This is a genomic window from Endozoicomonas sp. Z74 (genome assembly GCF_057680865.1).
Genome location: NZ_JBLYZI010000063.1, coordinates 19,355 through 33,630, shown reverse-complemented (window position 1 = coordinate 33,630; position 14,276 = coordinate 19,355). Strand labels below are relative to the sequence as shown.

General features: G+C 53.0%; 1 protein-coding gene. It reads right to left on the bottom strand.

The window, feature by feature from the left end; translation table 11 throughout:
• Window positions 1-346: 346 nt before the first annotated feature.
• Complete coding sequence (locus ACNRUY_RS17045; protein WP_488112853.1) at window positions 347-14,197, bottom strand: Ig-like domain-containing protein; 13,851 nt, start codon at window positions 14,195-14,197, stop codon at window positions 347-349.
• Between the last annotated feature and the right edge of the window lie 79 nt (window positions 14,198-14,276).

The window sequence follows — 14,276 nt, the reverse complement described above, 5'->3', positions numbered from 1 at the left end:
GCTTATCAGTGAGCGAGGAGAATTTGGAAAACAGGGCTTTTGCAGACATCGAAAGACAGGAAAAACCCTGATTATACAGGCTGTTTCTTGATGGCGCTGTTCAATTGGTGATCATGTTTTTGCCCTGCGTTTGGGGCCACCTCTGGAGCATTTATGCACAATCCGAAAGGTTATATACAGTTGGGCAAAATATGGGCTGAATATATAAGGGAGAAGGTTGTTCAGTGTGCCGGGTCGATTGATCAGGTACTATGTCAGAACCCATATTATCGGCACTTGCGTTATGGCTCGAATACGCCTTCTCAATGATGAAAATGTGCTATAAAACAGGCCAGGTGGTTACTCATTAAATCATATTGAAACCGGTGTACAGAGCATTCTGTTCAATCATCAGGTTAATGGCCTCTTCAGAAGAGTGACCCTGAAGCAGATCAATATCGAACTCCATGCTGCTGGTCCATGCCCCCTGGGTTTCCGAGGCCAGCTGAAGGGTTGACCCGGTGCTGGATTTGGCCAGATCCAGATAGGGTAATGGGTCTTTGGCTGCCTCTGTGGGCAGAAAGGCGGCAATATCAATAGTGTCCTGATCGGGCTGGAAACCTTTGATGATATCGGTGGCAGGGTGGTCAGAGGTTCCGGCATCCTCATGGGCGAGGATTAGTCTGTCCGGTGCAGAGACGCTGTTCAGCTCCAGCAGGTCGTTACCCGGTCCACCCTGTAAACGACTGCCGTCTTTATGGGCAAACAGCTTGTCATCACCGGGACCGCCATGAACGGTTTTATCACCCACAAGTTCTGAAGACGGAGGCGCCTGAAGGTGGTCGCTGCCTTCATGGCCAAACTGCCTTGACGCCACCAGGGTTGAGCTACTGACCAGAGCACTGAGGCGGGCTGCCGCGTCCATGGCGGCTCCTCCGGATATCAGGGTATCCAGGGGAACCTGATCCAGTGTGATGGTTTCGGAGTCCGCTCCCTGTTGCACTGTGATCCGGGTGCTTCCAGACACTTCGTGTATCACCACGTTAGTTGAGGGATTGCTTGAAAGCTCGGTGGAAGACCATACTGCGTTCAGGGACAGTAAATCACTCAGATCCAGTTGATCCAGCCCGGGTTCGAAATCCCTGATCAGGGTCTGCCCATGGTCTCCCGTCAAGAAAGCAAACACATCTGACTGACCGTCACCGGCTCCCTGATAAGCCCCTCCCCACACTTCGTTGTTGCCAGAGCCTGGTTGTATCCGGTTTTGTCCAGGGCCAGCGACCACCAGGTCATTTCCTCCACTGGCAGACACTAGCTGGGACTGGCCGTTGGCAACAATGATGTCATCGTCTCCAGTTCCTGTAATGTCGGTTGCCTTGTTCACCACAAATACGCGAATGGTTTCAGGGTTACTTTCCCATGGGGCACCGTCTCCTGCATCGGATATTGACCGTACCCCCAGTATGTAATTGCCGGAATGGCTGTCTGTCAGAAAGAGATTGCCTACCTCCCGGGCGGTCAGAACGGTACCGGGTGTGGTGATCGAAGGCGTGCCAACCGATGAAGAGGTGCTGTCCTGAAATGTGCCTGAGGCTGGCATTCCCTGTACCAGAGCGTACAGTTCTGTTCCGGCCAGGTTGCTGACCGTTGTCGCTGGATTGATTACGGACATCTGGATCTGCAGGGGAGCGGCAGTGTCCACTGTCATGAAAACCGTTCGCCGATCAATGTGAAGGGTGGGCTTGTCGGACTTCGGCTGGATGGTAAAGTGGGTGCTTAACACCACCTCGGGTCCCAGGCTGGTGGTGCAACCCTCTGTTCTGTCTACTGAACGGATCCTGATACTTGCCTCTGTGGATCCGTGACCATCCCCTGAGTTAAACCAGATGGACGACACACTGCTGCTTTCCGTGGTGACCGTAACGGAAAGCTCTCCTGAAGTTCCAGGTATCAGCGGTGTAAGCGGGGCTCCCGGAACCACGAGGGAGGGTTTAATGGCCTCCGGTTCAGGCGGGTACAACAAACTGCCGCTGTCCGGCTTCAGGGTTAAGGTCACCTGAATACCTTCAGTATGATCCTGGGCATCGCTGAAGCGGTCAGTGGTTTGTATATTCACCGCCAGAGGAATATCGGTGTTTTCATCGCCACTGTATGTGGTTTCCAGTTGGTTGAGGGTTACTTCATCGCCCTGGGGTTGAACCTTTACCTCAAACGCCTGCCGGTTAGTACACACTTCCCCAAGGGCCTGCTCATGGCTGTAGGCATTCAGGGTGAGCTTGACAGTACCACTGAAATCTCTGGCTGGATGAAAGAGCAGTGTCTGAATAGAGCCTGCCGGGTCAATCCGATTTTCGGGTATTTGCCATTTTCCCCCCCCATTAAAAGGCAGTGGTTGCCCGGAAGCGGCTTTTACAACCGCACCGTTCGGAACCCCTGAAAGCACCACAGACAGGATTTCGGAGCCATCGTTATCGTTCAGGGTGGCCATCAGCCCTTTCATTTCAATGTCCGAATCCTCCTTGCCCGTCTGGAAGGTGGATGTCAGTGCTGTGCAGTGGTTTACCGGGTTAACGATCAAACTGACCTCTTTGTTAAAGGTTTTTTCATGAGGGTTGCCCGGAGGGCCGGTAACAGGAAGGCCGGTTGTCGTATCATGAACCGTTGCATCCAGCTTCAGAGGATAGGTGCCTGAGTTGAGGCCTTTTCCAGGTGTGAAGGTAAAGGCTCGAATACGCGTTTCAAAGTCGGCCTCACTCTCACCCCCTTGGCGGTGGCTAATATAACCGGCACCGTCGGGCATTAATCCATTGCCGGATAGTGTTATTCCCGGCGGGGGGGTAAGACGAAGATGCTCCAGAGTTTCTACTCCCCGGTCTTGAGCGGTATCAACATCAGTGGTTTGGATATGCAGGTTCACCGGTGCGGAAACATCATGACCTTTCCACTCATCGGCCTCTGCTGCCGGGTCTGTCCAGGTTCTGAGGTCATACTCGGATTCATCTGCTTGCTCATCCTGTGAGTTCTCAACCACGGGGCGCACTTTAAAGGTCAGCTGAAAACCGTTGTTGCTGGTTTCATCCGACTCGGTATTGCGTTTCATGATCTGGTAAGTGACGGAGTCCTGGCCGGAGAAATCTCTGGGAGGGCGAAACTCAAGGCGGCTGAAGTGCTCTGGTTTGATGACGTATTCAGTGGTGTAGCCATTGCTGTTCCAGTATACCGAAGAGGCTCCCTTGAGGCCCCAGCCATGAAGGTCTGCAACAGTGATGCGAAAGGTGGTTTCTTCTACGTCTGACGTATGGCTCTGGGTGAGGTCAATGCAGCTTTTACCTTCTGCGTTGCGGTCTACCGGGATCCAGGCATCTTCTTTTCCTTCAAGAAAATCACAGGTGAACACACTTTCTGGTCGGGTGGGGGGGGTATCGGTACCACTGTCGTCGGTCACGATGACCTTCATACGGGCAAACCGAGCTTCCTCATCACCAACGTCACTGACAATGGTTCTGGTTTCTATCTGATAGCTGCCGCTGTGACTAAAGTGAACTGTGATCCCTTCAAGGTTGCCACTCTGAACCAACCAGTCATTGCCGTCAAAAATCAGTTCCTGCCCGGCACTGGTTTCCAGGTGCCAGCCACCGGTCACTTTGTTCTGTCCGGACTGATCGTACACGGCGATTTCATACTGGGGGCGTTTGTCGGTTTTCAGGTGTTCGCTGTTATCGGTGTCAGTGGAAGCCAACTGAAGGGATTGCAGTGGAAAATCGTTATGAGCGATGGAAGAAGGGTTTTTGATCCATACCTGGGTGTTTTCCTTTGGGTCCAAAGGGCTGGCAGGGGGTTGCTGACCATCCACTTCTCCCCACCAGTCAATGTGACCATTGGCAGTGATCTCTCTGGTAGTTGACAGGCCATTCTGCTGATCAGTTATTTTAATGTTGAAGGTGAAGTCGGTGGTCCGGCTCGAAGGTGATGGGTAATCACTGTCAATGTTGCCTGTGCTGTCGACAGGAAGGATCTGCATCTTGCCCGCAGCCAGGGCCTGCTCCAGGGCCTCAACCCCTCCAAGCCGGTTGGCCAGGGAACCGGTCAAACCCGGTATCAGGCTGCCATCAATCCAGGGTTGAAAACCCTCTGGCAGGTCAATGCGAGTGATATCCACGACAGTCTCGCTGCCATCGGAATCCCCCAGAATCAGGTTTGACAGTTTGAAAGGAGCACCACCGGAAAGTCTTTCTCCATAAGCATTGACTTCTACTTCGAGCCCTTTCAGGGGGGCAACGCTCTGATCTTGTGTATCCACCACCGGCTCAAACCGAGCCTTGAGTTCATAGTCAAAAACAGCACTGGCTCCATCCCGTTCTGTGACCAGAACCTTCATGGTCAGCAGGGTGTCTCCAGCAAAATCCCGAGGGGGCTCGAGGGTATAAACCCCTTTGTGGAGGTCATCCATGCTGATTTGATAAAAGGGTATTCCTGCCTCCACAAAAGCAATGGGAGGGGCTTTCCCTTTCTCGTTGATCAGACGAAAGCCAGAGTCCATCAGGGAAACCACGGTATTAAGGCTTTCTGAGGGTTGGCCCGTTTCTGAAAGGGAAGGATCAAAAGTGTCGTCATCGGCAGAGTACAGGTCGATCATCAGGGGCAGAAGGAGGTCTTCTTTCCCATGGCCGAGCAGCAGATGAGGGGCGGCCGGATCAAAATTCCAAAGGTCACTGGGCTCAACCCGGGGTTCATCGGGAACCCCGGTGATGCTTACCTTGATGAACCGGTCGGGAGAGAAGGCTGTTTCTTTTCCCGGAGCCGGGGAAATTCCATCCTGGGTGGACTCTTTGCTGACGGAATTCAGCTGCAGACTTACATCCTCAAAATTAACGGAGCTGCGATCAGGGCCAGGCTGATAATAGAGGAGGCCAATGTCGGTTGCTGATACTTCCCAGTGGCCATCCGTCATGGGAGACAGTTCCGTCCAGCCCCCTCCTGTATAAACCCAGAAACTGCCTGTTTTTTCTCCCGGCTGAACCAGAGGTTTTAATGCAAGGAACAGGGTTTCGGATCCATCGGTGTCTACCAGGCTGGCCTGAATACGGGGGCCTATGGGGATCTTGTCATCTTCTTTGCCGGTTATCACCACGGTACTGGGATCTGCACCGGCAGGCTTGACTTGCAATACAGGGGCATCCGCCACAGGTTGGATATGAACGGCAATGGTTTGTGGTGTCCTGGCGGTTTCCACGGAGAAATACCCTTTCTCTGTGGCTATGGCCTCCATATCAATGGTTGCCCGGCCACTCCAGTGCTCGCCGGGAGTCACTGAGAGCTGGTTAAACTCGGCCGGTGAGAGTGTCTCTCCCGGTTTGATTTCCCGGCCATTGACGGTCAGGGTTATCTGGTCTGACACACTTCCCAGTTGGTAGGAAAGGGATTCTGATCCATCCGTGTCCTTCAGCTGAGCGCTCAGCGAAAAGGGCGCATTGGAAAGAAGAAGAGCCGTGTCTTCTTCTGTGACGGCCGGGAGCATTTTGTCTGGCCAGGCGGGAGGATCGGCGACGCCTTTTACATGGATAATCAGGGAGCCTGTCAAATCCTGGTCAGGGCCTGGATCTTTAGTAATGTGCGCCTGAAGCCCAAGTGTAATCTGGTGCTGATTGAGTGAGAAGTCGGATGCACCTTCGGCAGGCACATAGCTGAGGGCCTTTATGAAATAGATTGCGTCTCCCTTGCTGTTAACTTGAAAGTTCTCACTGACAGGGGCTGAGGCGGGGGGAGGGGCTGGTGCATTTGCGGGTTGGGAGGGAGGCTTGCTGACCAGCTGTTCGGTAACCTTGATGATCTCCGAAGCGTTTTCAGTGCACAGGGGGTGGGTAAGGGATTGGGTGGTGCCCGTGCCCGTTCCTGTGATCGTAATGACCTCCATGAACTCCATTACGCAGCGGTAAAAGGTGGCGTTCTGGATCACCAGATTACCTGTACTGCCAATAGTGGTAATGGCAATGTGGTGAATGAAGGTGTTGTCAGCCGTGGTTAATGTGTAGGTTTCAGTGAAACTGTCAGAGGTGCGGTAACCTCCCTGGTGATCAACGGGCTGACCGGAAGCATCATAGGCAATGATCTGGACCTGGGTAGATTGCAGGCTGCTTTTATCGAACCAGGTTCCCAGGCCATCCAGGGTAATATCCACTCTGTTAACCAGAGTTCCCTCAATGCCCAATGTCAGGGTTTCGCCCTCACTCAACCCATCACCGGTATTGCTGCCAATGCCGACTCCTACATCGGTACCGGGTTGGTTAAACAGCTTGATTGCACTGCTTGAGCAGGTGGTTGTAAGGGTAATCTCGCCGGTTTTAAACACGGCCGTATTGCCATTGAGGGTTCCCCAGTCAGAAATGGACGCCAGTCCGTTAAACGTTCCCAGTGGGATATCGACAATTTCGGATTGAATCCGGGAACTGTCTGGCACAAACCTCAGAGGGGCATCGGTCTCGTAACTTAGGCCTGCGATCATTGTTGTCCAGGTTCCGTCCTGGTTTTCATATTGCAGGTGGCCGTACTTCAATGGGTTGGCCAACAGGATTTGGGTCTCGGGCAGGGGGGAAGGGTCTGGCGCAAAAGAAATTTCCGTTTGGGGAACCTCGATAAAACCGCCTTTGGGAACCAGAGCTACCCCTTTGAACAAGAGTTTTCCTCCCTGCAGATCCGATTGCGGGATCTTCAGGCTGCTGAGGGTTTCCTGACGGTCCCTGTCCCCCAGGTTAATATCAAACTGCACAGATACAGGGCTGGAAGGATCTTCCAGGCATTCGGTATCACGGATATTTTCAAAGCGGGCTGCCTGGTCAGCAATGGCGATGGAAAAGGCGGCTGTATCAAGGTCACCGTCTCCATCGGAGATGGTCGCTTCCATGGTGATCGTGTCAACCGGTCCTTTACTGTGATCGATATGGGTGAGGGTCTGGAGCTGCCATTGACTGTCAGGCCTCAGGACTAGCAATCCCAGTGGAGTTTCCAGGGCTTTCTGGTCAACTCCGTACAGGATATGGCTGATTTTGTTCAGGCTGATGGCAGCGAGTATGGCCCGGTCTGCATCGGCGCCAAGCTGGTCGTTCAGCAACAGTGCCCTGTTGGGACTGAAATCGATCATATCCCCTTCTTCTCCCAGGGGGGAGTCCTGGTAAAAATAGTCGGCAGCAGCCACTGGCTGAGTGTCTTCTATTAAGTAATTGATCACCAGAGAGCCGGTGGATATGTCTTTGTCCGAGTCACCTATAGGGAGGTAGATTTTTAAGGGAATTCCTGTGTCCATTGTTTGCCTGGGGTGATCCAGGTTATCGAATTGCTCCAGGTAGACCGCTGCTTTTGTATTGCTGGTTACGCGGATACTGAAACGCAGTACTGGCTGTCTGTCGTCCTGTCGATAAAAGGTGAGACTCTGTTCGGGGGTAACCGTCAACCGGCTCTCTGATAACATCTGGCCATCTGAGTTTACCCTGGCCAGCTCAGTTTCCAGCATCTGACGATCAAAAACGGGCTGAGGCCGGTCAGAGCCTGGCTGGAACATGATGTAGGCGGTTACCAGGGCAGGTGGAGAGCCCCGGTTGATATCAATGGCCGTTTGTGGATCCACTTTGTTGCCAGGGATGGGTAAGAGCCCATCATGGAACAACAGGGTGAGCCGGTCTGTTGCCAGGGTTTTGTCGCTGTCTTCTGCCTGAACGGTGACTGTGAGGGCGAGTGTGTCCCTGGTATGACCATCCGGCGTCAGGTGGTCGAGATAACGGAACCAGTGTACTTTCAACTCTGTATTTTGCGTATCCGCTGGAGAAACAGGAACAAATGGACCCTCGGGAGGAATGTCGGACAGGGTAAACACTTTTTCAACTTTGTTTCCCTGGCTGTCCATTGACCAGGCTTCAATCGCTTTGCTTTTGTCCTCAAAGTACTGGATGAATCGCCCATCCTGTTTTAATGGGTTTTTATCGTCGTCTATAGCCTGGCCAATGTTGTTGATCGCAGGCTTCAGAAAGTAGGCATTTTCAACCTCGTCATTCCCGGCGCTGATAATCAGCTGCGAGTGACCTTCCACGCTGCTGGAGCTCAGGAAGAGTGGTTCCAGCAGACTGATGGTATCCAGGGCAACTTCAATTTCAAAATCATCTTCCTGGTCGATGATATTGACTAACAGGTTTCCAGAGGCCAGGTCACCGTCAAAATCCTCGAGCTGAATCGCTATTTGCAGGGGCCAGCTGCCTTTATTCTGATCCATGGCCTGATAAAGCTGAACATTGAAGTCAAGTTGTGAAGTGGTGCCGGGTTGTGGTTTGTTGGTGAGGCTGACGGTCAGTACCATTGAACTGAAGAAGCCTTGTTGTTGCAGAATTAACTTGTGGTCGGAAACAAGGTGTTCAAGGGGGCGGTTATTTGAGAACAGGCCTTCCAGCTGTGCCTGGTCTGGAGAAAACCGCCAGCTGTCTGGCTTGATGGTATCTGAACCTGGTACTGCGGTCAGCTGTCCCGAGGCACTCTGGGGAAAGCGCCCTTCCTCTATTTTTATGACGGGTATATTGACCAGTAAGGGGGGGGTTCCATCCCGGAATGTTAAATCTAACTGACTCAAGGTGGTGGCGGGTGTGCTGTCAAAATCCCCGTATTGGAACGGTAATCGGAAAGAGACTTGCTCTTCTTTGATAGTGAGAAAGTCACTATTAACAATGGATCTGAAGTGATCCAGAGGGTGCAAAAGCTCAGCAGCGAAATAGAAAGTCTGGTCTTTTCCGGATTGCAGGGTTGGGTAAAATTGAATACTGAGTACCTGGGTTTCCGAACTGCCCGGTGTCGCCTCTACATAGCCTTCCAGGCTGTTTTTACCGCCACGGAAAAGCACCGGTGAGCCTATTGAGGTGAGCTTGTTATTCAACTGTTCGAGGGGAAGGGAAAAGGTAAAACTGTCCGGGGCTATGGGGTCAGACCCATCTCCTTGAGCGGTGTACTCTGAAGACTCTTTCATTACTGGGTATTTCGGGGGAGTATCCAGACTACCTTCCTGCAGCAGATGGAAAGTGCTCAGGCCTCCGGAAGGCGCCGCACCATCGAATATTTTGACCGTGCATTGAGCAGTACTGGTGTCTCCTGTGCTGTCCTGGACGGTGTAGAAGAAAATAAAGGGAATGGGGTTGCTGGTATGTTTGAGTGCGTCTCTGGTATCGAGCTGAAAGCTGCCATCTGCAGTCACCTGCAACTCTCCATAGGGGGTTGGGATAGTGGTTGTCTTCAGCTCTTTATGCTCTGTTCTGCTCCATCGACTCGACGGGTTGATTTCAACAGCAGTAACCTGTCCTCCGTCCAGGCAGAGCGGGTCGTTTTCCAGAAGGTTGCCAGAACGGCTATTGCCCTCAATGACCTCGTACTCATCACTTTCTAAACTGGGTTTGCCATCAATGATGCCAAGATCCACTCTGTGGGTGATTGAGTTGACATCATGGTCAGCGGCATGAATGACCACGGGTAAAGTTGCGGTGGAAGTGCCTGTTATGTCAAAGGATCTCAGTTGCAGGACCTCCAGGCTGGCATTGAGGTTGCCATCTGGATCCGATGTAATGCTCTGCAGGCTGATGCGGAAAACAGGCCGTGCGGATGGCGTTGTTGAGAGCAGGAGGCTCTGCCGGTCACTGCTCTCATGGAGGTTATAGAGATCAAGAGGTTCTCCAAGGCTGACCGGGTTCAGGCTGGAGAGGGCGTCAGCCAGTGCCTCTCGGGTTGCTTCAATATCAAAATGCAGGGCATCGTGAGGTAGGGGATCAGAGCCTTTGATGACCCTGATTGGTGCTGCTTCCGGTATCGGTGGCCGGTCACACTCCTGGTCAATGGTCATGGAGGAGGGGGTGGCCGGGTCAAACACCAGCGCTTTACCATCCGCTACCGCAAAGGGAATAAGGGCATCGACCCGGTCGCCATCAAAGTCCGTTAAAGAAAAGGTGAAACGTTCCTCAAGGTCTTTTCCCGGAGGGTGAACCTGGCTGGCAGTGGTCTGGTATGCCCAGGCGCCATCCGGTTTCACAAGGAAAAGCCCGTAGAGTCCTGAGAACTGATGGTAACCGGCATAGGCACCGCTGGTGATAAGGTTACTGGAGTCAAGGGGCGTACCATCAAGATGGGTCAGTTGACCATTATCTGCACCGGCTTGTGCCTGGTGGAAGAGAGGTGAAAAAGTAGCTGAACTGGCAGTTTCTCCCTCAACCAGATGAACCACTGTATGATCCAGTGGGCCTGGGCGATCATCCACAATATTCAGAACAAGCTCAGCATTAACTCGATCGCCATCCCAGTCACTCACTTCCACATGGACCCTGAGAGGCCAATCCCCTTTATTGTGATCAAGAGGGGCCAACAAAGTGGCCGTCCACTTCAGATCAGTGATTTTCGTTTCATCGGGAATGTTGTTCAGGGTGATTTTCAGGGCAGGGCTGTGGGTGGTTGGATCCTGGCTCTCAAGGGTTTTACCATCGCTGGCGATGACCAGTGTCAGTGGGTTTCCCTGAGAATAGAGGCTACTTAACGACGGTTGCAGTTCAGAAAAACGCCAGCTTTCCGGTGAAATAGGGTCAGAGCCTGGAGTAAGGGTTATGAGGCTGCTGTCCTGGTTGGGCTCACTGGCAAACAGCTCATGCTCTTCCAGCAGGAGGGGCGGGAGTGTGTCCGGAGATGGGAAGGCCGGCATTTGCCCGTCCTTGATAATGCATTCCATCAGGATGTCTGAAGGCAGGCGATCATCATCAAGGTCGGTGGCAGTCACGGGCAATAGGATCTGGATTGAGTCTTCCGAGGTGAAAACATGGGTGGATGCAGGTCGGTCCAGGTGGTCGATGGGGCCATTCAGGGTAACTTCCGACCAGAATATCAGGGCTTTTGTCGTCTGGGGTTCAGACTTGAGCTCATTGGTGATAAGGGCATTGCCATCAACACTACCTATGAGCGTTTTTCCATGATTAACAAACACAACCGGTTTTCCGGTTGAGGTGATATGGCCGTTGAGCAGGCCTGCTGTGACAGGGGAGAACTCAAGGCTATCTGCAGATATTGGATCTGAACCTGCTCCGGGAATATTAATTCCGGCACTTTTACCGGTAACAGGGTAGGTCGGGAAGTGTGAAAAACTGCCTTCACGGATAGAAAACTGTCCCTGAAAACTGCCAGGTTCCGGGAGTTCGGGTCCTTTTCCATCTTCTATCTCAATGTTGACGTGGGCTTTGCTTTCATGACCGTCGATGGCAGTGATTGTGTAATCAAAGACCAGCTGCTGGTGCTGCCGATGGTCCTGGCTGTCTTTTGAAGCGAAGCTCCCACGGCCATCCTCCTGAACCGTCAGTGCTCCTTTAATGGTTTCAACGGGCGTTCCAGGATGAAACGTTCGGGGGCTTGAGCTGGAGGGCAGGTACTGGCTGTCAATGGTCAGGGCGCTGATTCTGATGCTGTGCATGCAACGGAGGTCGTTGGCCAGAAGGTTTTCTTCAACGGTCTCCCCTTCAATAACGGTGGCCTTGTCATCAATGGCCTGAATCAACCCATTTTTCATAGTGATTCTGACCATCGCCTCCGCAGTATCTCCATCGGTCTCACGTGCTTCGGTCACCAGGGGCAGTACAATATCATCGGACTTCCCGGGCATTACGGGGACTGATAATGCCGCCAGTTGAATCACGGAAACCGATGCAGTGACGTTGCCGCTACTCAGGGTGGTGACGTCATGGAGCTCAAAGCGAATAACGACTTCCGGGTTGGTATCCACTGTGCGAAGTTCCAGTATGCGACTGGAGCTCTCCGGGTAGAGCGATGTCAGGTCCAGGGCTTTGCCATTGCTGCTGGCCTGTCTGTCTGTTAATACCTTGTTGAGCTGGTCAAGTGTGGCGAAAGGCTCGAAGGCAACGGTGCTCACATCAATGGTGTCAGACCCTTTTATAAACAACAGTGTTCCCAGGCCGTTTCCAGGAACGGGAGTGGCGGGAGGTATTTGACACTCCTGGTCAGCAGTGATGTCGATATCGCTGGTGGTGACTGGCTCACCATCGGTGACCTGGAAAGTGATACTGGCTGACGATGTGTCCTGATCAAAATCCGTCAGGGTAAAGGTAAATGATTCTTCCAGAGCACCGGTGGGGGGGTGATCCTGATCAGGAAAAGCCTTATAGGCCCAGTCTCCATCAGGCTGAAAATAGAAATCACCGTACTTTCCTTTCAGGGTATGGAATCCTACCCTGAACCCATCACTGACTTCCGGGTGATGATCCAGCGAGTGTGCATCAACGGCTGAAAGAAGGGCACCGTCCGCTCCAGCGTCGCGGTCTGAAAACAGTCTTCCATCATGAAGCGAGCTGGCGATAGACCCCTCCACCAGAGAAACAGGCGGATGGTCCATTGCAACCGGTACATCGTCGATGATGGTGGCGGTAAAACCTGCTTTGGAGTGGTGAGTCCGAGAGCCATCCGGTGAAAGTGACTTCCGGAAGGGAATATCAAAGCTAACCTGATTTTCCCCATCGGCATCTGGATGTCGCAGGGGGCGGTGCAGTGTCAGGGTGGCTTCCCCGGAACCGGATGTGGGCAGTTGAAAGTGGATCCCTGGATGATGACTGCCGTCTTTCAGGTAGGTTCCTGTGAGACTTTGGGAAGTGTCTGTTTGCCAGGTGATTGGATACGCAACGCCGCTGTCCAGTATCTGAAGGTTGCCGGGCAGATCGGGAAGCCAGGTTGAGTCAATGGTTAACAGCGTTTCACTGTTTGCAACCGGATTGATGGTCTGTTGCCCGCCCAGGTCTTTTCTCTCCAGAAGGTTCACTGGCAGGGGGTTGCCCAGAGGCATCAGGTAGTCGCTGGCCAGATTACAGGCCAGATCACTGACAGTGGCTTTTACATGCCAGACCTGACCTGCAATAACCGGTGGTGGTGTAATGGGCGTACTCCACAGGCCTCCATCAACCACCGGGTTGCTGGCATGAAGCACCTGTGACAGAGACGGGGCAATGGGTTGTGTGGAGGCATCCAGTGTGATGACCTGCCCATCTTCTACATTCCCGGTGGTACCAGCGATCTGGTCGGCGAAGAAAGGGCGTTGAAAGGTATCGATATCACTGATCCAGATAGAGGCCTGGGTATCAACAGTGAGGGTCAGTGTGGCAGAAGCAGTGTTTCCCGCTGCGTCAACGGCGTCGGCTCGCAGCTCATGCTCCCCATCCGGCAAGGGAGTATTGATCAGAAAGGACCATCGACCTTCATGGGTGACTTGAATCCTGTCGGTGATCAACCCTCCATTGTCGTAAAGAGTAATTCGGGCGCCAGGTTCTCCCGTTCCCTGAAGGGTTGGCGTGTTGTCATTGGTCAGATCGTCTTCCTGGTCATCACAGGAGTCGCTTATTGTGGCCAGGTCTAATGTGACAACGGTGATTGTATCCAGCAGGAACTCCGTCGTATCACTGGCATAGTTACCGGCAAGGTCCCGGGTTTCGGCTTTGACGGTAACAGGCCCATCCATCAATCCCAGGCCTGGCTCTCCAGGGATGTTATTTCTGAAAGGGATACTAACGCTTTGCCAGTTCTGGGCATCGCTGTCCACAGTTGTCGTGACTTGTATGTTGTGCCCGGTTGCATCGGTCAGGGTCAGTTGAACGGCCTGTCCTGCCTCAACATCTTCCACTAGCCCCTTGATCGTGAGAGAGAGGGATTCATCATGGTTAACGATATTGTCCGGAGTTATGGGGTCAGTGATAGTGATGACGGCCCGGTCATCCATGTAACCACTGTCAGTGCCCAGGCTGGAGGGGGCTTTCTGGCCAGTGGGTGGTTGATAGCCCGTTTCCTCAGTGATACCTGCCATTGGGCGGATTCTGGCCGGGATCAGGCGGATAGTGGCTGGACTGGCGATGCTGTCTGATGCCTGGCTGGGTGGACTCTGCTGTTCTGGCAAAGAGGATCGGGATAAAGCCGTTGGACGGCCTTCCATCTGAGAAGGTTCAATGGTTCTCTCAATCTCTGGTAGTTCCTGGTCAAGGTCCAGGGGGGCTTTGCTGACGGGTTTCAGCAGAATGTGGGATTGGTCGTCTATTTCCAGCTCGGTCCCTGCGTCCAGCCTTTCCCCTTTTGTTACCTGGCGTCGTGAGCCATCAGGGTATATCACCCATGCCAGGCCATCGACGTGTTCGACAGTGCAGGCTTCATCAAGGATTCTGATCATGTTCAGGCTCCTATTAAGGATGAGGGCTCGTAAAATAATGACGCCTAGAGCCGCAGTGGGTTAAGGGGGCAGAAACGGA

Bases quoted from the DNA above. Each gene is read 5' to 3' on its own strand.
- ACNRUY_RS17045 (WP_488112853.1), bottom strand. From the start codon at position 14,197: ATGATCAGAATCCTTGATGAAGCCTGCACTGTCGAACACGTCGATGGC.